At 40.8% G+C, this 22,673-nt stretch carries 17 protein-coding genes; 6 read left to right on the forward strand and 11 right to left on the reverse strand.

The window, feature by feature from the left end; translation table 11 throughout:
• The 5 genes from BM329_RS11415 to BM329_RS11435 all read left to right on the forward strand — a co-directional run.
• Positions 1-309 (forward strand): IS30 family transposase (locus BM329_RS11415; RefSeq protein ID WP_143101206.1); only part of this gene is annotated, 309 nt, incomplete at its 5' end.
• Positions 310-346: 37 nt separating this feature from the next.
• Positions 347-1,783: a hypothetical protein gene (locus BM329_RS11420; protein ID WP_245759066.1), complete on the forward strand. Its 1,437-nt coding sequence runs from the start codon at positions 347-349 to the stop codon at positions 1,781-1,783.
• Between the two features lie 156 nt (positions 1,784-1,939).
• The gene (locus tag BM329_RS11425; protein WP_092553206.1) at positions 1,940-3,436 is read left to right on the forward strand and encodes a hypothetical protein; all 1,497 of its coding nucleotides are present in this window, start codon (positions 1,940-1,942) and stop codon (positions 3,434-3,436) included.
• Between the two features lie 89 nt (positions 3,437-3,525).
• Complete coding sequence (locus tag BM329_RS11430; protein ID WP_245759067.1) at positions 3,526-4,320, forward strand: Ig-like domain-containing protein; 795 nt, start codon at positions 3,526-3,528, stop codon at positions 4,318-4,320.
• 169 nt (positions 4,321-4,489) lie between these two features.
• A complete protein-coding gene (locus BM329_RS11435; RefSeq protein ID WP_041982127.1) occupies positions 4,490-4,888 on the forward strand; it encodes a hypothetical protein in 399 nt (132 codons plus the stop codon).
• Between the two features lie 92 nt (positions 4,889-4,980).
• Here BM329_RS11435 and BM329_RS11440 read toward each other — a convergent pair whose 3' ends face one another.
• A complete protein-coding gene (locus BM329_RS11440; RefSeq protein WP_092553208.1) occupies positions 4,981-9,531 on the reverse strand; it encodes an autotransporter outer membrane beta-barrel domain-containing protein in 4,551 nt (1,516 codons plus the stop codon).
• A 53-nt stretch (positions 9,532-9,584) separates the two neighbouring features.
• On the reverse strand, positions 9,585-10,469 hold the full coding sequence (locus BM329_RS11445; protein WP_092553210.1) for an IS982 family transposase: 885 nt from the start codon (positions 10,467-10,469) through the stop codon (positions 9,585-9,587).
• A 517-nt stretch (positions 10,470-10,986) separates the two neighbouring features.
• On the opposite strand from BM329_RS11445, the gene BM329_RS11450 reads away from it, so the two are divergent.
• Complete coding sequence (locus BM329_RS11450; RefSeq protein WP_052453785.1) at positions 10,987-11,343, forward strand: hypothetical protein; 357 nt, start codon at positions 10,987-10,989, stop codon at positions 11,341-11,343.
• A 75-nt stretch (positions 11,344-11,418) separates the two neighbouring features.
• Here BM329_RS11450 and BM329_RS11455 read toward each other — a convergent pair whose 3' ends face one another.
• From BM329_RS11455 to BM329_RS11490, 9 genes are all read right to left on the reverse strand, one after another.
• Positions 11,419-12,927 carry a conjugal transfer protein TraG N-terminal domain-containing protein gene (locus tag BM329_RS11455; protein WP_041982448.1) on the reverse strand — a complete coding sequence of 503 codons (1,509 nt, stop codon included), beginning with the start codon at positions 12,925-12,927 and terminating at the stop codon, positions 11,419-11,421.
• Positions 12,924-13,244 (reverse strand): hypothetical protein, encoded by a 321-nt coding sequence (locus tag BM329_RS11460; RefSeq protein ID WP_041982446.1) that lies wholly within the window; start codon positions 13,242-13,244, stop codon positions 12,924-12,926. The genes BM329_RS11455 and BM329_RS11460 overlap by 4 nt, the downstream gene beginning before the upstream one ends.
• A complete protein-coding gene (locus BM329_RS11465; RefSeq protein WP_245759068.1) occupies positions 13,241-14,641 on the reverse strand; it encodes an integrating conjugative element protein in 1,401 nt (466 codons plus the stop codon). The genes BM329_RS11460 and BM329_RS11465 overlap by 4 nt, the downstream gene beginning before the upstream one ends.
• Before the next feature lie 44 nt (positions 14,642-14,685).
• Complete coding sequence (locus tag BM329_RS11470; RefSeq protein ID WP_041982442.1) at positions 14,686-15,657, reverse strand: TIGR03756 family integrating conjugative element protein; 972 nt, start codon at positions 15,655-15,657, stop codon at positions 14,686-14,688.
• On the reverse strand, positions 15,651-16,076 hold the full coding sequence (locus BM329_RS11475) for a TIGR03757 family integrating conjugative element protein (RefSeq protein WP_041982440.1): 426 nt from the start codon (positions 16,074-16,076) through the stop codon (positions 15,651-15,653). Before BM329_RS11475 ends, BM329_RS11470 begins: the two co-directional genes overlap by 7 nt.
• A 144-nt stretch (positions 16,077-16,220) precedes the next feature.
• Complete coding sequence (locus tag BM329_RS11480) at positions 16,221-18,731, reverse strand: autotransporter outer membrane beta-barrel domain-containing protein (RefSeq protein WP_092553212.1); 2,511 nt, start codon at positions 18,729-18,731, stop codon at positions 16,221-16,223.
• A 292-nt stretch (positions 18,732-19,023) separates the two neighbouring features.
• Positions 19,024-19,434 carry an acetyltransferase gene (locus BM329_RS14520; protein WP_177216255.1) on the reverse strand — a complete coding sequence of 137 codons (411 nt, stop codon included), beginning with the start codon at positions 19,432-19,434 and terminating at the stop codon, positions 19,024-19,026.
• 1 nt (position 19,435) lies between these two features.
• Complete coding sequence (locus BM329_RS11485) at positions 19,436-22,252, reverse strand: conjugative transfer ATPase (protein WP_041981966.1); 2,817 nt, start codon at positions 22,250-22,252, stop codon at positions 19,436-19,438.
• Positions 22,252-22,665: a TIGR03751 family conjugal transfer lipoprotein gene (locus tag BM329_RS11490; protein WP_092553217.1), complete on the reverse strand. Its 414-nt coding sequence runs from the start codon at positions 22,663-22,665 to the stop codon at positions 22,252-22,254. The genes BM329_RS11485 and BM329_RS11490 overlap by 1 nt, the downstream gene beginning before the upstream one ends.
• Positions 22,666-22,673: the final 8 nt, after the last annotated feature.

Below are 22,673 nucleotides of genomic sequence, written 5' to 3' on the forward strand. Positions count from 1 at the left end.
ACAATGACCTTTGATAACGGCCTCGAATTTGCCGAACACGAACTGATCAGTAAAAATTTAGAGACAAAAATTTATTTTGCTCACCCGTATTCCCCCTGGGAAAGAGGGATAAATGAGAACACGAATGGATTAATCCGAGATTACTTCCCAAAAGGAACTGATTTTAATAAGGTATCAGAGCGGGAGATTAACCTTGTGGCAAACCGATTAAATAATCGCCCTCGTAAAACACGAGATTACAAAACACCGAATGAGTTATTTAAAGGAATACCCACTCATTTACTTCGTCCATTACGGTGTTGCGCTTAATATGTGAATCCAAGTTATCAAAGGGCAACCCTTCAGTGTGGTTGTTTCGATTTCGGGTGAAACTAATATTCAGAATACTGTGGAGGTCAGTGCTACCCTCCCACCCGGTATTACACTAATAAAGACATTTCCCGGCGAAGTTTATGAGAAAGTATTTTCCCAGCAATTGATATTCCAAGCCGACGAAAGCAACAACGCTCACAAAATCACGTTTACCTCAACCTCACCGAGCAAAGCACATACGGAGGTAACCTATAAACCTATAAACAACCCAGAATTGAACCCTGATACTTGCGCACTGAGAGGAGCAGCGGCTTATTTGTATGACCCTAGTCCTGTTACATTAACGGGTCAACCTCCAACAACCAACCCATTTGTTTCAGCATCAATCAACCCGATGTTAAAAAGGGGAGGGGCAATCTCAAACTATGATATTCCGCTTCGTACAACAGCCCCACTGCGGATATTCACAGAGGATATGGCTGAACTTCCTCCTTATAAGATTGATCAGGAAAATTCGTATTATTATTACCTGATACAAAAAACATCAAACTCTGCGGTGAACCTAAAAATATACGCCACTCAGCATGTCCGTGGGATTGTTGAGATTGATACGATATTCAATGATGAGGAATACAATCAAAAACAAGCCATATTTATAATGACCGTTCCGACTAATGTATCCAACAGCTTGGAACCCCCAAGCATTGAAGAAACACTTTCGTCTTCCACTTTAACAAGGCCGGATCAATCGGATGAGTTTACGGTCCTAATTTCGAGTTACGAGGGAGCCAGAATCGGCAATTTTATCATCGGATTTACGACGGACGATAAAGAAGACGTTTTTAAAACAGAACTATTCGCGGGACAGATAACGGTTGAAGAAGACGGATATTATAAATTTAAAGCCGCCTACAGCGATTTATATTCGGGGGATAATCATCTCTGCTTTGTTGCACTTGACCAAACAGGTATGCCAGTAAGGTCCAAGCTTAATTACATAAATTATGATAACGGCGGTATTAACGGTCCAAGTCCCTTTGATAAATACCGGACGCTGGTTGCACCAGAAGTATATGATCAATACGGTCAATTTATTAGCAAACACGATCCAATTAATATCTACAGTATTGGTACAAAAGGGCTTGAGGTTCGACTACTATCCGACGCTCAGAATCCAAATCATACCATTGCCGCAGGTGACAAGATCACGATTAAAGCCTATATCTCACACTGCGACGATACAGAAACACCAGCCCGTCCTCTGCCAATTGTGGTAGCTGAAAATCACATTGTACAACCGGGAGAAATTGATAATAGTTATTATAAGGTTACCATCACGGCCGATAAACTGAAGGGGTATGAGGTCGCAGATGGCTATGATGTAGGCGTGCTCACAATAGATTACAGTCGTCTTGCCCAGAAGCAGAAATCGAAAATTTTCACTAGAGGTTTTGGGACAGTCGCCCCTTAATTAATCGGAATGTGTGACAGCTAATAGTGACTGCTATTGGCTGTCACCTTTCATCAAGATGTTACTTTCGAAACAGAGTTAAAGCTTAATAGTTATTGCATTTACAAAATGTAATTTCAGTTAAGAATAGACTTTATACTTTTACAGGATAATATAATGACTATCATGACAACAGTTCCTGCTGATAATAAAAATATTATCAAAGGACAACCCTTCAGTGTGGTTGTTTCGATATCGGGTGAAGATAATATTCAAAACACTGTGCAGGTCAGTGCTATTTTCCCACCGGGTATAACATTAATAAAGACATTTCCCGGCAAAGTTTATCAGCAAGTATTTTCCCAGCAATTGATATTCCAAGCCGCCGAAAGCGGCGACGATCACAAAATCAAGTTTACCGCAAATACGACAGGAAACCCTAGTAAGGAGGTAACTTATCACGCGGTCGATAACCCAGAACTGAACCCAGAGACTTGTGCGCTGAAAGGAGCAGCAGCTTATTTGTATGACCCTAATCCTGTTACATTAACGGGGCAATCTCCAACAACCAACCCATTTATTTTAGCGTCAATCAACCCGATGTTAAAAAAGGGAGGATCAATCTCAAACTATGATATTCCGCTTCGTACAACAGCCCCACTACGAATATTCACAGTGGACATGGCTGAACTTCCTCTTTATAAGATTGATCAGGAAAACTCGTATTATTATTACCTGATACAGAAAACATCAAACTCTGCGGTGAACCTAAAAATATACGCCACTCAGAATGTCCGTGGAATTGTTGAGATTGATACGATATTTAATGATGAGGAATACAATCAAAAACAAACCCTATTTATGACGACCGTTCCGACTAATGTATCCAACAGCTTGGAACCCCCAAGCATTGAAGAAACACTTTCGTCTTCCACTTTAACAAGGCCGGATCAATCGGATGAGTTTACGGTCCTAATTTCGAGTTACGAGGGAGCCAGAATCGGCAGTTTTATCATCGGGTTTACGACAGACGATAAAGAAGACGTTTTTAAAACAGAACTATTCGCGGGACAGATAACAGTTGAAGAAGACGGATATTATAAATTTAAAGCCGCCTACAGCGATTTATATTCGGGGGATAATCATCTCTGCTTTGTTGCGCTTGACCAAACAGGTATGCCAGTAAGATCCAAGTTTAATTATATAAACTATGATAGCGGTGGCAATAACAGTCCTGACCCCAATGCCAAAAATCGGACTTTAGATGCGCCAGAGGTATATGACCAGTTCGGCATGACTATTGGCATATATCAGTCAATAAATATCCACAGCATCGGTAACAAAGGAATTGAGATCTGGCTACCCGCTGATCCGAGTGTTCCTAATAAGATCACAGCAGGTGACTCGATTACAATTAAAGCCTATATTTCATACTGCATCGATACACAATCACCAGTACGTCCTCTACCGATCGTGGTAGTTGAAAATCACATTGTACAACCAGGAGAAATTGATAATGGTTATTACAAGCACCTCATCGCTGCCGATAAACTTCTCGGTTATGACACAGTACAGGGGGATTTTGAAGGTTCGATTTCAATAGACTATAGCCGTCTTGCCCAGAACCAGAAATCGCAACTTCTCACCCGCGGATTCGACACGGTTGCACCTTAATAATTCAAATATCTGACATGCTGATAGCCACTGTTATTGGCATGTCCCCCTTATCAATAAAATGGTTTGTTTTGTAAAGAGGTCATTGTATGCCTATAAAGAAAAACAGCCTTGTTGCGCCTTTTTTACCACAAAGTTACGATGGAACCATTGACTTATCAAAACTGGATCAATCCATACTGGTGATAAAAATAAATCACTATGAGGCTGTCCATATTGGTGATGTTATCATTGTTTATCTGAATCAGTATCTATCGTCAATTCCCTATTATATTACCAATGAAAATCAACATTATCCTGCTTATGAAATAACCATCCCTTTTTCCACTATTCCTCTTGGGAGCTACAATGTTTTCTATACCGTCACCGACTTTGCCGGGAACCCATCGGATTCGGCAACCAACAGCGTCACAATTATAAAGTCAGATCCCTCACCATTTCCGGCCATTGCCTCGCTGAAAACGGAGGTTTTGACGAATGGGATGCCCGCCAATGATTATACACCGAATGTTATACTCATCACGGCCTTAGATGAAAAAACGCAGTCGGTATCCGGTGTGCCAATACACATTATCACCAAAGATAATATGAGTATTGCGCCGTCTTCCTGTACCACAGATCAGGATGGAAAAGTTGTTTTCTGTTCAACTTCACGTGCGGATGGTCTTTTCGCAATCCAAGTATCATCAGGCGCTGCATCCAATACGGCTGAGCTGTATTTTTCACCTACGAATGAAGCAATATTAGAAATAACCGGAAAAGAACAAATTAGCGAAGAATATGAAATAATTACAATTCAGGTTCACGATAAACAGACGCTTAAACAAATTAAAAAGGCGACCGTCTATTATAAGACCTGGCCCATAATATCCATGCCGTACTGAACATTGGCTCTAACCCCGATACGATACAATCCATATCTACAGATGAATACGGACAATTCAAAATAAACCTGAAAGGTAAAATAGGCGGGTATTGTGTTATATCAGCTACGGCCAATAATTATATCGGCAGCGTAAAATACACCAAATAAAAATTAGGGAGATATTAATCATGGCAACGAAAACCCTTTCATTTGCCGCCATAAAAAGTGGCTGGTATGTCTCATATTACTTTATGACCGAAGCGGGTTATGATTATACAATAACACTAACCGATAAAAGCACCGGAACTATTTACGGTACATGGACAAAAAATGAGGATGGCGATGCTTCAATCTATAAATACTCCAGCTCATTTGAATACACAGGACCGGACGGAGAGCTTACTTGCGTTGTTGATTGTCCAGAAAGTCAGAAACTTGATAATTCCTTTAGCGCAAATCTGATAACGCCAAGCGCGGGATCTCCAACACTGGGATATACCTATTGTGCGGCCTTTGAAGATTTTGGTGGCTCGATTGATTACAATGATTTTTTTGTCTGTCTGGTGGGATGGACCCATGAAGGATGAATGCCTGTCTTACCATCAGTGAAAACCGCTGAGATTTCCATCGTGGGGAATTATCCCCACGATTTTTGTTAGTTACAGTGGCACTGACTTAATCACCATGTCCTCTTGATACCAATTTTGGCCTTCATATCGTAGCTGTCAGCAAAATTATTCAGGCTGGTATTGGCTGAAGTTTCACCATAGATGAAATATTTGCCATCCCCCCAATGGTAAGAGCCGCCTGCCCCCACGCCTCCCCAAGTACGGTCATCACCACTGATAAAGCCAACATTGGCAACGTCAGTCAAGTCACTGCGCCCCAAAACTTCCTGGTTTATATTGACAAAGCCATATAAATGGGTAGATTTTTCCTCTTTGCTCAGAGCGTCGTGCCACTTGTCACGATAGTCTATCGCCGTGCCAACACGGAGTTTCATGTTCTCACTTTGGTTAAAGTGGATTTTGTCACCAAACGGATCATGGAATCCGTTCATATCAACAGAAGAGAACATGAGCTGTGCTTGTGGAGTCAGTGACCATCTCGGACTCAAATCAAACCCTTGTCCTGCTTCCAGACTCAAGGCATATCCCAGGGCGGACTTATTATTGCCCAAAGGCTGGCTGGCCGTCGTTGAATTCAGGTCATTATTAAAGTAGGTCACCTGAGCCAGCCCATCCAAATAGAACTGATTCTTGCCGTACCACGTACTGGTCGCCCCGACCGTGTAGCCTTTTGCCCGAATGTCACCTTCACCATGCACAGAGCCAACTTTGGCATCAATATTCGAATATTGCAGGAAAACGCCGCCATCCAAGGTGCCTTGGGCATTTTCATAAAAACGTTTGTCCAGACCTATCTGAGCACGGAACAGGTTATAGGTCGTCGCATCAGCACCTGATGTCGTCACACGTGGCGACAATTTACCGTGAGAAGCGCTCAGCCGTCCCCATACCCCATTGGGCGTCGGGTTTGTACTCTCGTCTGTGCTGTCTTTACCCTCGGCGCTTCTGAACTTATCTATGTCAGGCAACGGATATTGACGTCCTCCAATCCGGTCACGCAAAGATTCCGGCGCATTCAGTGTCTGCAAAATCCGGCCATAAGTTTCATAAACGCTCACCCCTGCCTGATAATGTTGTGCCGGTTCTGGATTGGGTTTTGCCCGGGTCAACGACGATCGCAAATACCAGTTTCCATCCGAATTATCAGTGCCATTCTTATAGAGACGGTAGGCATAGGCACCCGCGACAATGGCGGGGTCTCCCTGATAATGATAGTCACCCACTAAATTGAAAGTTCCGTCCGATGCACCTTGTACATCAATCACCTTGATCCCTTCCTGCGTTTTTGCCCCCATTCCGCCGACATTTTTGATTGCGAGCTGCGTTATACCCGATGTACTGCCATTCACCACAAGTCTGTCAGTCTTTGAGTTATCACCCGCCAATGTCGTCGATAAACTCACCGTACCGTTATTGCCACTGTAATCACCCGCCACTGTCAGCATACGTCCTACAGCGTGATTATCTCCGCCAACCCGCACGCTGCCATTGTTATTTAACGCGGAAATTGTTGTATTAAATCCCCCCATATCAAGCGTACCATCCTGTCCGATTGTATAGGACGAAGCCGTGCTGAAAGCCGCCTTTGCGCCTTGGCGAAGGGTTCCTTTTTGTATTGTTGTCGTGCCTGTATAGTGATTCCCGCCCGTCAGAAGAGTTGTACCGCCCCCGTTCTGAACCAGATTTCCCTTGCCCGTGATATGGCCGCTGAACCTCACTGCATTTGATCGGTTAAAGACAAGCGTAGCTTTATCTCCTGTGACAACATCACCGGAGATACTGCCTGTAGTTCCACCGTCACCGAGCTGAAGGATACCCCGTGTCACTTTTGTGCCGCCCGTGTAATCATTCTTCCCTTTCAAAACCAGCGTCCCGTAATCGGTGGTTTCAAGGGTCGCCGAACCTGTCAGGTTTGACTCAATCGTGGCTGTACTGCCCGCTGCCGCTGCCGCTGACTGATTGCCGGTGCCGACACGGATTTTGGCACTGCCTGTATTGTCATTTTTTAAAACCAGCGGGGTGCCGGTAATAGTGTAACCGTCGGTGCCAAACTGCATGCCATTGACGGTGACCTGACCTCCGCCATTATCAACCTGCACCTTTCCTGCGGTGCCGGAGAAGATGGCAAACTGATCGGCATTGCTCCAACTGGCATTTGGCCGCCCTGCTTTTGACGTCCAGTTATTCCCGCCGCCGACCTGCCAGACGCCGTTCCCCCCGTCAATAACACCATTGTTATGCTTGCTGGCGTCCCCGCCATCCCAATAGTTCAGGAACATGCCGCCTGTATTGGTAAGATAGACTTTCTTGTCCCTGCCCGTATCGAGAGAGAGAGCACCGGGTGCTCCGCCAGTAAGCATCATTCCGTTGTTTGTTAAGGTGCCGCCATAATGGAAGATATCGTATTCACCTGCGGAAAAACCACCAAGGTCGGTGACGTTAAGCGTTCCCGCCAGTGTCAGATTGCCACGCACATCAAATAACGCAGACGCAGAAGTCTCCGCCGCCCCCAGTGAAACACCGACATTTGCCCCGTGGCCAAGAATAAGATCATGACCAAATGTTAAGGTATCACCCTGTTTGCCAGAAAGGTGCCCCCCGTTTTCAATCGTTGCCGTGCCCCCTATTGTGCCGGAGCCATTAACGGTGCCTCCCTTTTTCACATTAAAAGCCGAAGCAGTTGTGCCCAGTTTACCGTCAACGATAAGGGTTCCTTCCTCAACACCCGTTGACCCTGTAAAGGCAGAGGAATCCGAGCTGAGTGTTGTGATGCCTGCGCCCATCTTCCAGAGATGCCCCTTGCCGGAAATCACACCGTCAAAACGGCGTGTTCCATTCAGGTTGAGTGCCAGAGTACCTTCAGACCCGATGGCAACTAAGCGAGTGTCCGGCCCATTGTTTCGGGTGTTAAACTGTAACGTACCCGTTTTGATATTAGTTTTTCCAACATACGTATTCTGACCACTCAGAATGGTCGTTCCTTTGCCAACATGCTCCACGCCGCCAGTACCAGAAATATTATTGAAAAAGGTCATATTGTTGTTATGATCAAAAGCCAGCACCCCAGACTGTCCGATTGTCACGCTGGAAGTCTTATCAATGCTTCCCGTCGTCTCGTTATCACCGAGTTGCAGCGTTCCCGAGTCGATTTTTGTCTCGCCGGTATAGGTATTTTCCCCCGTCAAGAGGGTTGTGCCACTACCCACTTGGTGAACGGAGCCAGTTCCGCTTATGATATGGCTATAAGTCGTTTTATCATTCCGGTTGAAATGAAGGCGGCCTTCATTATTGATATCACTGGAGATGTTTCCGGTTGTGTGTCCGTCACCCAGACTTAACGCATTTCCTGATAATATCCTGACCACTCCGGCATTCATGTTGTGAGTAAATGAAAGGTTCAGATTTTTGGTCAGGCCATCTTTTGACCCTATGGTGACAACTGAATCTTTCGTCCCGGAGACATTGCCTTTCAGGATTGCATTCGGGCCAGACATATAAAGGCGGGCGCTTCCAAGCTCAACATCGCCGTCAATCGTGCCCGCATTATCAATGCCGTTGATTAAGGTTCCCTGATTATTTATAGAAAATTTATCCCCTTGTATCACCCCGCCATCTAAATTCGTTATAGTATCAACAGCGCCTTTATCATCAATAGAAATGCCATTGCGCTTTCCATATAGCAAGGAAGCATTGGTAATCTGTTTAATTTTGGACGACCTGATGTGAGGATTAACATCCAATAGAGCCATGCCTTGCCCGGTGACCTGAATGGCATCCTGCTCAGCTGTGACCCCTTTACTCCCGGAGTGATTATAGAGATTTTCGAGGTATCCTCCATTCTGAACCAGAACACCGTGGTTAGGACCAATCACTGTTCCATCATTATTGAAAATGCCGACATTACTGCCCATATCAATAGCAAACGCGGCTAAAGTAGAGAGAGAATTATTCTGCTGAGATTTCAGTGTTCCAAAATTATGAAGAAGCTTAAGTGTTGAAGTGACAACAGATATCCCATCAATCGAGCCTTCCTTCTGATTTAGGATGGTGCCTATTCGTCCATATTGGCTATTATCATGTGTGCCACTAGCAGGTTGTATCTGTATTGCATTCAATGAGTCAGTGTCATTACCGGAATTAATTGAGCCATAATTATCTAGCATATTCATTTGACCAGAAACCCATACGGCGCCGTTCGTTCCGCTGATGGTTCCGTGATTACGTAAATTTCCAACAGAACCACTGTAAGTTACTAAGACTCCATTGTTTCCCTGCAACACGCCGTTATTCTCAATGCTATCAACAGAAATTACTTGTGCCTGATTATAGTCAGCGCCGATATTGACTGCATTGTATTTCTGACCATATGGATCATACTTATTTGGCCGCCCTATAGGGGCATCAATGGATGCATTCTTTTTAATAGTAAGATTTTCGCCCTGTGAGAGATTACAGGGGGCTGTCTCATTTCTGGAAATGGTGGTTTCTGTATTCGAAGAGCCACATGATGACGATTCCGCTATTGCATCAATACTTATCCCCGAGAACAGTAAAGTCACCCTAAGAGTTATTGGGAATACAGCGTGTCTGTATATCTTCATAAGATACCCCTAAATAACCTAATTTTTATTTCAATAATTAACCCGAATTCTGCTTAAGCTGCTGCGGGGAAATCGTCATCTGAGTAGAAAATCTTTGGTGACGGTTTCTTTTCTTTCATGCAGTAAGCAATCAATCCACATAAAACGGTTAACTGAAATCCTTTTATACTTCGGTGACGAGAATGCTCTATTTGAGAAATGAGTTTCAATTGACCATTAATGGTTTCGATACTAAACCGTTTTAATAACATTATTCTATCCCACTCTGCCTGCGCTTGTGCTTTCATGTTCCGGCGCTTCCTTGTGATGAAAGTGATCCCGTTTTGGGCTAAATCGTCCGCCAATGCTTTACTGAGATAGCCTTTGTCACCGTAAAGAGAACCCGTTAATTCTTGTGATAATTCACGAACAGGCTCTCGATCATCTACATTACCCGGTGTCACTTTAAGCGCCAGAATTTCCCCCAAATGGTTCACAATCAAGTGTAATTTGAAACCATAAAACCCGCCCATTGAGGTTTTTCCTCGTGCGGCGACCCCTTCAAATACTTTATGACGGGGAATACGAATGTTATAACACACGCGCAAGCTCGTGGAGTCAATAAAAGCAATACCGGTGGGTTTTCCTTTTAATTGAGTCAGATAGCTGCACAGCGGCGTCAAAACGGAAGGCGCGACACTGACAAAACGGGTATAACTCAGTAAGGTGGGAAAATCGTGATGGTGATATTTCCAAATATGCTCCAGATAAAAAAGTTTAAAATTACGGTAATTCGACATATGGAAGAGGATCAAAATAGTCATGATTTCACTGGGATACATATGACCTTGTCGGCGACGAAGGCGGTATCCATTATCGAGACAAAATTGTGTCCACTGTGGGATAAAAAAACGGCAAAAATCATCGACATCACAAAATATTTCAACTAATTTGTTCATAGCCTGTTCCTCCTCGGAGCTGTTTCGGCGAGCACCAAAACATTGCTCCTGGAACAGGCTTCTCGTCAATTTCTTATCCAGAATTCGGGTTAATTAAGTGGAGCCTATTAGGAATAATATTACTGTAGGATACATTTACCACCGCGTCGATATTCCCCTGCAATTCTTACTGAAAAATTTCTACTTGAATTTATGCTGTATTGCGGGGATGACTAACAATAGTTTTCGCGCAACAATTGAGGCGAGAAGAATATCCGGTTCCTGACGACGATGTGAAGAGGCTGTCTCCGCTGCTATGCTGACAGAGAGGGGGGGCACTCATGCCGCAATTTTGATCCCCGGATACCAGTGCTCAAATCGTGTTTTTAAATCATTAAGGTTATATTTAAGCCTATTTTTCGGAATTTTCGGAAACCATGTCTAATTCTCGTCTTGCTTTCTTTAGGCTTTTTTATAGACAGCGGATAATTATTGACCTAACATTTCGCTATAAATCAAAAAAAGGGGGGGGGATTACATGCAAAAAAACATAAAAACAAAATCCCAAGGAGAACTTTGGGGAGCAAAAGCAGCATATGGCTGTAAATGTCTTTTGAGCAAACTGAGGAATTTAGATAAGAGATGTGTTAACAAAGCAAAAGAGAAGAATATCCCTGCATGGATTGGTCATATTCCAATATTGATGTTAGGTATTTCGGTTGTAACTACACTTATACTAAGCGCTATCGTCACGGCGATCATCGTAGTATTTCTTTTTATCATAATATGGTTACTATCTAATGCACCTGATACAGCGCGTTTAAAACATGGGCATTATGATCTAGATGGTTATCATTATCCTGATGGAAGTGTTGATCACAGTGATCGATATTAGCTTTACATGTATAAACCAAAATCCCGTCTAATACGATACCCAGTAATTGGGCTTATAAAGCCCAATTACTGAACATTATTTTCTTACCTTATTAACAACCGCCTCACCACCTTTACCACCTGCCTGCTTAGATTCAGCAGTTCCTCTTTGCATACCATTTTCTAACGCACCGCCAATCTTAACTCCAGCCCAAGATAACGCCCCCATCCACACCGTTGGCAATATGATGAACATCGTTCCCATGACAAAATTTATAATGATATCGTCCGAAGTATTTTGCATTCCTATCACATTCCAGCGGCTATGCGTATCTGAATCGTACAACGCACTGATTAACCAACTATCCAGCCAACGAGCCAATTCCCACCAAAACGTCAAAAAATTCAGGGCGAAAATCACAAATGTTAACGTAATAGCTGTTTTGAATTCGTAGGCTGCAAACATCAATATCATGGGCAACATTACATATATTGCCATCAGCAACAGTGCTTGAACCATTGGTAATGATTGCCTCATAGCATCTAATGCTGGGAATATAGCGATTGATCCTAAAGCTTGCCCGACCATAGCCCCCGCACGTGTTGCTGTATTGGTCGCAGTGAAGTCTGCATTACCCCCATATCCCATATACACAGAACCACCTTGAGAAACCTTCAGGCTTTCAGGACTTACTAACCGACGAATAACAGCTTCTTCAAACTCTTTGGAATTTTTATTGATGATCTTAATTGCTGATTTTGCACGTAACCACATATCAGGATCAGCTTGTTCCATCACTAACTTTCTTAGGCCAACTTTCCCATCCGACCACCATTGCGCACACGTTGGGTAACCTCCTACACCTGTATTAGGATATCCATCATCTCGTTTAGGAACCCAAGGGAATCCCTCTCTAGGTGTACGAGATTGAAGAGTCTGATACGCTCCGTTTAAGAATGTCTGAGAACCTAACCACCCAATATCTCGCAAGGTATTTTCGTTTGATTCCTTTCCTTGATCTTTGCTCTTCCAGTCGTATAACGCAAGTGAATAGCAGTCGTAAGTGAAATCTTGCAATGCTGCGGCTAATGCACTGTTTTTTACATAACTATGCTGAACTTCAAAGCGCACTTGACGTAAATCTGGACGACATGGAATTGATGCTATCGCAGCTTGAGTAATACCTTTAGATAGTTTATGAGTAAGCATCCACCATATTGGCACTTTTGCTGTTTTATCACCCAATGAAGAGATAACTTCGTTATATCCAGAATCTGCTGGTTTAGCTGGCGTCCACGTTCCACAGTATTTAGCCCGGCTATCATCAAATTTAATAGTGCTAACACTGACATTAAAAAGCGGAACACAACAAAAAACCATTACTACAAATGCGCCATAAACTGAGTTTTCAATTCTGGCTATAGATAAAGTGGCTTTATTACCTTCATCTTCTCCTTCTTCTCTCACTTTTAACCAAATACCAACTATTTTAATTAAAAGAGGTGAAACAAAAATTCCTGTACTGAGTAATACATTCCAAATTCCATTATTAATTACCCAGCCCAATAATGTTAAAAAGTACTCAAGATAGTTATTAGTAGTCATGGATGTACTCCTTCATTCATCCAAACTACTATTTCACTAACTAAAATAAATACTGTTCCAGTAATCATTATACGCTTTAAAGCGTTTCTTGATTCTAACGAAATCTTCGGTGAGTACCATAATTTCCAAAGAAATCTTCCAATGAAAACATATAATAATATACGCCATAAGAACCAAAAATAACGCCACTTATACATTTCCTCCCCTAAGCCCTCGGAAAATTCAGGATAATTTAAGCTAAAATGAGCAATATAAAGCAGCCCTATCATGGTAAAAATAATAGAGAAACACCATTTCAAAATCACCTTCAGTTTCATTTATTAACTCCTCCAGTAGCAGGGATACTTAATGAATGTATACGCTTATCTGTATTATCCTGAGACTGTATTTGAGGATTGGCTATAGTTCTCTGGTGATCACGTTCAATAATAGTTAAAACTGTGTTATTAGAAATTTCGCGGCGTAATTCCATTTCATTTTTCAAAGCATTAATTTCACGGTCGAGCATATCAATACGTCGATCACCTTCTTTTATTGCTTGAGATTGATTAGCAGCATTTGGTTCTGATTGCCCTGTCATCAACATCCTACGCATTGTTAATGCCATTTCGACAGTATCAGACATTGCTAGCTCACCTGCTAATCTCTGAACCAACGCGCCATTATCAGGATCTCGTTTTAATGACTGAATAACGCCACGAGTTACTACCAGACTACCCGTCTTAAGTCTGGATAAATTTTCAGTAGTAGGTGATAACTGACCATTAACCAACTTGACTAACTGTTCTTGATTTTCTTTAGCTGTTTTTTCCAGTACAGGCGCAAATCCAGTCCCCGCTACACTACTTCCTGGCTGATTTTCTTCTGTTCCATCTGTGCATTGACTTGCATCCTTACAAGTACGAATAGACTGATCTCCTAAGATTTTAACTACCGTTTTTGCAGCCTCTTCACTATTCTTAAATCTCTGGCACACAGCACCTGTACACTGATTTTCTGATACTGTCTGGCTACTTGTTACTGGCAAACTATTCATTATATTGAAACCGGCTTTTGCCAAATCATGTGTTGGTTTGATCGCTGCTTGTCCTTTCCCCCCTCGTTTAGCACCTCCAATCCAAGGAACGCCTTCTTCTCCAGTTACTCCATTTAGTCTTTGATTAACCTGCACTGCATCACCACTACCAGAATTAACTAAATTTTTTGACTCTTCCATAACCGCAGCTTGTGTCCATTTATTGTTATCAGAAAAGTCCATCATCCGCTTAGATAGGGCTTGGCATGTAAATTGCGCTTTATCAAACGCTACATTCGCCTGTAGAACACCATTAGTTAATAATTCATATAACCCAGGATTAGCTCTCTGAAGCACCAGAGCGGGAAGGCTAGCTACAGCCGCTGTAGCCCCTTGTATTACCTCTCCCATTAAATTTTTAAACCCATTGGTAACACCATTTAGCTGGTTGCTAACGGTAGTTTTTAAATCAAAATTCCCACACATTAAATCACTATTCAAACCTACATTAATACTACCAAGGCGCGCTAAATTACTACGACTTGGGGGCTGGGATAGTACTGTTCCTCCACCAATCGTATAAAAAAGCCTATCGGACACAGCACCTGAATGATTTTTACCGTAACCAATTTTATTATCTTCCCAAGCATAAGCCGGGCCAGACAAAATAATCATCGATACTAATGCAGTCACAGTCATAGTAATTCGATGTTGTAAGATATTTTTTTTCATTTTGTTCACCCTTAAAAATCTGTGCTACTCAAAAATGTTTGCCCACGACGCTTGCAACAACTATATGGTTGCCAAAGTGCCCAAGAGTAATTACCGTTTTCTGCAACAGTGCCGCTTTCATCAGGAAAAACAGCACAACTTTTATTAAGTTGAGGAGAGAGCCGCTGCCATTTATGATTTTTAGTCCCGGTATTTTCCTGTACTGGAGAAGGTGGCCAATAACCAGCTTTCTTATTACCAGTAAGAGGGACATATACATGAGGTTGGCCTGTACGAGTGATAATGTCTGCAACACGCTGAGCAACAACCGCCGCAGCTTTATCATCATCTTGTTGCGTAACAAATCCACTACGAGGATAAACATTCCCCCACATATTTCCTGTGTATTGCGTTCCTATCTCCCTCATACCAGGAACTAGAGCTTCAGGATAAAGTGCTTCAGGCATACCCGAACGCCAAGAAATGCTATCTAATGTACTTAAGAAATAGGGATACAACGGCGTTGCAGCACTACTACAGGAATACCCTGGTATACTGTCACCAATCAAAGATGTTGCAGGATGCCCAATAGCATCAGCATATTTAAAATGGAGATTCGATTTCCGCTTCCCTGGTATCTTTTGCTCATTATTCCCACCTCCTGCTGTCATACCTGATAGCATTCCGGTAACTTGACTTTCCAAGCTTCCAGACGTTTTATTTACCATAGATATTTCTCGCCACGGATTTCCATCAAGTGTGTTATATGTCGAAACGACTGCTTCAGGAATGTAATGTTCTACTTTCACCGATGTTCGAACTTTGCAACCCCAAGGGGTACAAAATAGCCAATAACAAATCCCCTTGACTCGCCAGCTAATACAGGATGGCGAAACGGCGCTGGCAATAATATTGGCGCTATTGATACTAGCAACAGCATATGGAGCATTCATCGCCCCCATCAAAATGGCTGAGACTAATAATTTAAGTTTCATTGTCACCATTCGTTTTTTTCTCCACGGTATTCCTCTACTAAAGATTTAGCTTGAGCAATATCAGTACTGCCATAGACAACATAACGATCATCAATGACGATAGCCGGATATTTTTTTATTCCTAATTCCCAAGCATGAATAACTCCTTGATAAGCAGTAATCATTTCTCGTTCTTTTTCGTGCCACTCAGAAGATTGAAGTAATTCAGAAAGTAAAGACGCATTATCTTCATTAACAGGAATATTCATGGAGTGCATCCATTCAGCTTGCAGCACATCAGGAGCGTCAAGCCAAACAACTTGAACATCTTCATGTAATTCAATTTTATCTGGCGGTTTTTGATGGTCGGTATAAATAACAGTCGCTGCCTGAGCAACTGAAGTCAATGCCATCAAAAAAAAACTTGCTAATATATATCGATTTTTCATTAGTTCTGTCCTTAACCGTAACCTCTAAATAAGAATGCAAAAATTGACTGAGAAAATCAGCAAACAATTCATAATCCAAAAAATATAATTTTTCCAAAAAGCAAATCAGGCGGATTTACCGCCTGTTATTATTTAGCTGAAAAATTAGAAACGATATTTTATATTTAATAGCCCTTCCACACCTTTTTTATCTCCTACATAGCCAATTAATTTTATTTCACCACTGAAATTGGATTTATCTCCAAATTCAATACCAACTGAAGCAAAGCCACTGCCTCCTTTAGAGGAAGTTTCCTTCATAGAAATTCCCTCAATGGTGCCTTTTGTTTTTCCATCAAATTCATACTGATAGCCTAATCCTGTATTCAAGGCCACGTTTTCATTGATGTGGTTTTTTAATGTTGCATCTATTTTAGTTTGATGAGAATTAATAGAATTAAACTTAATAATCTCTTCACCCAAAAGTGATCTAGCATTAATTTCATCAGTATCCATATATGTATACTGATAAATACCACGAACAGTTACAGAATTTTCATTATCAATTTTTATTCTTTTATCGATTCCAATATGTGCTCCCCAATACATTGAGTCACTATTATAGTGACTGGTAATATTTTGGTTAACACCAAAATCATTTGTTTTAAAGTCGTAATTTAATTTACCCCCCCTTAGTGACGTTGTAACCCTAGTATTTCCATTACCTTTTTTCTGGAATAAGATCCCTCCCCCTCTGTAATTAACGTTTCCCTTCCCTTTTACTGTCGGCAAGCGGCTTTCATTATATGAGGTGTAAGATGAGTTTCCTGCTTCAAAAAACACTCCAACCGAAGAGTCTAGTTTCTCTGAATAAATAGCATTTCCTACTAAAAAATGACTAGTTATTAAATCTAGTTTCTTACCCATATTAAATCTATTTTTGCCTGATTCTACTAATACAAAAGGTTCAATCTGCTCACCTTTCAAAGTAATTTTTGAAACTAATCCATTATTGACAGATAACATTCCAGCATTTCTTCCACTCAAGTAAGCCTGTGTTTGCGGGTTTGGTTCTGGCTTCGGCTCTGGTTTTGGTTCTGGTTCTGGTTTTGGTTCTGGCTTCGGTTCTGGTTTTGGTTCTGGCTTTGGTTCTGGCTTTGGTTCTGGCTTTGGTTCTGGTTTCGGCTCAGGCTTTGGTTCTGGCTTCGGCTCTGATTTTGGCTCTGGTTTTGGCTCTGGTTTTGGTTCTGGCTTTGGTTCTGGTTTCGGCTCAGGCTTTGGTTCTGGCTTCGGCTCTGGTTTTGGTTCAAATGGAATCACATTGACAATAATAGATTCCTCACCATTTTTTGTTTTTTGTTTTTCTAATACAAAAGATAATAAAGTGGCTGTACCTAATGTTGTTTCTGAATTAATAAGCTTTGCATCTCCGATAAAATTACTCATTAACGTGGCTTTTCCACTACTCACTAAACTTGAATTTTTATGAATACCATCAACTGTTACCATTGATTTACCCATATCAATAGCATCAATTGTATTGAGTAAAATATCTCCGTCTTTAATGTTTTCATTTAGAAAAAAATTATAAACTTCAAATCCTGATACAGACTTTAGCTTTAATGGGTCTGCTCTAAAATTAAAGGTATTTCCTGTTAATCTATCTTTATCACCGAAGTTACGACCAGATAAAATCGTTGAATCTTCTGGTTTATTAATCTCAATATGACCATCAAGGGTTAAATTTACACCACTTAAATTTTGAGAATGAGATGTTTGGATACCAACTATATCTACCTTAGAATTAAATATTACATCTTTTAGGTACACAAAAACTGGAGTATAAGGTGATGTTATACTTGAAAGTAATCCAGTAATATTAACTAGATGATTAAAAGTGGATTTTTCAACACTTAATGAATTATTCACATTATTACTTTTACTGGCTAAATTCATCGCACCATAAATTCTAACGTAGTCCTCAAAAATAGAACCATTAATATTAACACTATTGTCAACTAGTGTTGCATTTGAAATATTCCCAGCCATGCCACCAACTAAAAGCGTATACTTTTCAAATTTAGAGCCATCTATTTTAATACTATTATTCCTTAACACTGAGTTATCCCACTTACTTTCACCTCCTTGCGCTCCATATATAATAGCCTCGTCCATAAAATGTGAATCATGAACAGTTACAGAAGAATTAGATACCTGACTATCAGTAGTTCCAAAAGTAAATGTTCCAGTAATATCTGACTTTCCTTTGACTATAACATTTTTAAGCGAAACCAAATTTTCGTTAGCTCTAACCATACTACCTGCATAAATATAAGCTCCTGAAGAATTTAATCCACCTAATTTACTATCAGATATGATTACATTATTTTTTTCAATTAAATTATAACCATGAGATGCTGGAGTATTCCCACCATATAATTCAAAATTCTTATTTGATAAGATGTTTTCCATTACCAAAGTGTTATTTTTGACCCCAGTATTATCTTTAATACCAATACTATACCCTGCGACAAACTTTCCACCTAAAACATCTGTAACAACACAATGATTATCATTATAAGAACTCATTGTTTGACGGCATTCTTCCGCTAATAACTCGCCACTATAAATTGCATAAAAAACAAATGCAGAAACAATCTTAATTCTACTTTTCATATAGTTAAGTTGCCTTACTGTTTATTTAAAAACATTAAAATCTATCGCGATATATGGGGGATATAGCACGACACATTAGATTAAATGGAATCAACAATTATAATAAGAATATTTTATAATTAATTAACAGACCTCCTTTTTAATAAAAATAAAGTTGGATATTAAAGAAAAGATGATCGAAGTCCAAAAAACTGCTAATTTGAATACGTAGTTTTCATAGTTAAGTTGCCTTACTGTTCAATTATTATGAAGCTACACGGTGAGTCGCATGGGGGTGCGACTCACCATCTCACTACTCTCTCTCTCTCTCTCTTTGATAAACTCTTTGATAAATAAATAAAATCAAATAAATTGCGTCTGTTGCATCTGTAACATGGATAAACCATCTAGGATGTTTATAGGATTCTGGTTTAGGCCAGTGACATTCACCAGATACCGTGATCAATAAGTTCACATCATGTCCATTGCCATCCCCAAGACTCATTGAAATACAATTGCGACTACCAATGCGATGAGGGTTACAAGTAATTACACTAACTTTTTTCAATCTACGTCTTATTTCAGTTAATAAGCGTCCTAACGCACGAGCGCTGTCTTCAGATATGGAAGGACACCCCTGAGGATGACAATCAAAAATAGAAAGCATTCCAATATCAGAAGATTCAAGCCGTGTTATAGGAGCGAGATATTTTAGAGATAACATATTAAACTCTAACCTCTCCATCTCTTGATGGTAATCCACGTGCATGATCTAACTTTGCAGCAACTAAATACGCTGCTTCTAATTCATTACAATTGTGTGTTTTCATGAGTTCTCTGCGTTCTGCTTTTTCTTCTTTTTCCGTCATCCCCAATGCCAAATACAAGCTTGGTGGCACAGCTCTAAACAACGCTTCAATTTTCTTTGACAACACAACACCTTCGGTATAACAACGGGGGAGTTTACTGGCAGAACGTAGTACTGCTTTTTGTTCCTCACTTAATGTCTTAAATCGCGCAATATCTTCTACTTCTTTCTGTGGCATAGTCAGACAGATCCACCATTCCGCCATATTTAGCATCTTAGCCGCAATATCGGGGTAGTCTTCTAAGTTTTGAGTTGCTAACCATAACCACGCTCCCAGTTTTCTCCACATTTTTACAACCTTAGTCATGTACGGAGATAGCAATGGGTTAGTAGTAAGAATATGGGCCTCATCGACAACAAAATTAATATCACGTTCTAGATACTGATCTCGCTCAGCAATGTTATTAATAGTATTAATTAGAGATACCATTGTTAGTGCCATCGCCGCCTCATAGCCTTCACGGGCTAAATGACCAAGATCAATCAAAGTAACATCAGCTTCAGGCCAAGAGACACCGGGTTGATTAAAAAGCTCACCCTCGAACCCTTGGGTAAAAAGGCTCATCGCTTCTGCCATTTCAGCAGCACGGGCACAACGGCGTTCGTCTCGGCTATGAGTATCACCTGCAATTTCATAGAGAGCCTTTTGTAAATCTTCAGCTAACATTTGCTTTTTCTGAGCAAATGTACTTCTTGCTGCCATTAATATGGCTTCACGAATCATCCCTCTATCAGCTCTCGTTAATCGTTTTTCTTCGTCTGGCTCACCACCAGTTATCATCAAACGGGCTGCAATTTCCATCTCGCCTAATATGTCACGTTCTTCGTTTTCATTTTCTTCGTCATCGTTAATATCAGGTAAATCATCAGTATTAAGTTTCAAATCAGTAACGTTCGTTTGTAGCAATTTATGAGCATCTGCAAACGGCGGTAAACTCACTTTCGCACCAGGTTTAACACTAATTTTATTGACCGTTAGCCCACAACTTTCATAATAATCAGCCAACAAACCAAAACTATTACCAGCTTCAGCAATAAATAATCTAGGACGATGGACAGCCATTAATTGCGATAACATAGAGCATAACGTTGCAGACTTACCGGCACCTGTTGGGCCAAATAATAATAAGTGGGCATTTTGAGAACGATCATTCTTATTTTGCGGATCGAAAGTTAATACATCACCGCCACGATTAAAGAAGGAAAAACCCGGATTTCCCGTTCCTATCGAGCGTCCTGTAACAGGTAATAATCCGGCTAAATGCTGCACCCACGTCAAACGAGTATACCAATGTTTCTTATCGACTTGAGGGTTAAAACACATTGGTAATGCTCTTAAATAACCATTAAGCGGCGCTACATCGTATTCAGGTTTAACAGGCTCTAACCCAGCAGTTAGCAATGTAGATGTTATTTCGACACGCTTCCTATTTAACTCCTCAACATCATTAGCACGTAATAAAAATGATAAAGAAGCTCTATATAATTTATGACGGTTGCCCAAATACTCTTTAACTGTTTTTACATCTTCTCGGACACGAATAGATTCAGTATTCTCACCAACAGCATTTTTATATAAATTATCAAAGTCCTGTTCTAAGGTATCTTGTGGTTGAGCAACTATAGTTATTGAAACTATTGTCCCTTCTGGAAATAAATCCATTAGGGTATTTATATTTTTATCTCCACGGCGTTGTTCTCCCGTTAAATGACCTGGATTTGGTGCTTTCCGCAAACGTTCAACGTTAACTACTCCATGAGCTTTATTATCAAACCACCAAACACCATGCTTAGTGTCAGAACGTGGAGGTACAAACCATAATGTTTCGGCAAAATCATTATGCACTGATAAATTATTTTCTTTTTCATCCTGCTTACTCCAATACGCAGCTTCGCGATAAAGAGTATCTTTCTCAACCCAATCAGGCTCAGGATTAAAATGACGTAATAACCAATCATGAACCTGATAGCCATTCTGACGTATACAAACAACACCCGCATTACTCAGCGCACTGCTTAAACGATTACATACCTGATTCAGCATCTCTACCGGAGGCATAGGATCACGATTATTTTTACCTAACCAGCGATAAACTACCATACGAGTACGTCTCTGTTGCCCACGCCATGCTTGCCCTGTTACCAAACTATCTTTGAAAAGACCTTCAGGGCGAGCTATTCCTTTCAAATGGCGTTCAGTCTCCTGCAACCACGCCTCTGTTAATTCTGTTCCTTCTGCCGCAGGGCGAATATAATTACGTAACATATTCAAATACGCTGTTACATTATTTTCGTCCTGACAAAAAAACTGCACAACCCAAGGATTTTCATCATATTCTTCCAAGCTATCTTGAAGAGCATCTTCAATCACATCCCGTATCTCTTCCAGACGATTATCAGTACGGCCTTCTGTGGGTACTGGATCAATTGAGTAAACAGCACCTACAGAGATACCATCATCCAACAACAAGCATTTTTCATCGTCTAAATATTCAGCCCACGGCAAATAGTCAATGATAGAAGGGTTAGCGTGATAAAGTTTTTCTTCATCTGCCAATGTCATTTGCCCTGGTCGCTTTAATGGATCACGCATTTCAATATTAAATGTACTACCTTCCTGAGTTATTGGTTCAACATTAGGTTGGTGTTTTTTATTAAATAGAGAAAATCCCATCATAATGCTTCCGTCCTTTCTCCTGGCATTGCATACTGAACTTGATAATAAAAAGGAAACACGGTGCTGTATCCTGGCACAGGTAAATTTCCCTGCGACAAGTGCGGGAAAACGTACATCACCATATCTGGATTTGGTAAACGTGGAAATTGCTGGCTAAGTTCAGTTTCCTGAGTACGAGAATAACTTTCAGATAAAGAAATTTGCTGAGCTTGTTCTTTATCTGTCAAAGAACGAGATAAATCATTTCTGGCTTGTTGTGTGACATGTTTCGTAGATACTCTCTCACCTGTTTTACCCTGCCAAATCTCCATCATGTTATATTCACCTGAAGGCATTAACTCTTCTTTATTAGTAGTACATCCAGTTAAAAATGCTGAAGCAAGAAAGAGAACTATAATTTTCATTTTCATTTTTTTCT

The organism is Xenorhabdus koppenhoeferi, from assembly GCF_900116635.1.
Lineage (GTDB): Bacteria > Pseudomonadota > Gammaproteobacteria > Enterobacterales > Enterobacteriaceae > Xenorhabdus > Xenorhabdus koppenhoeferi.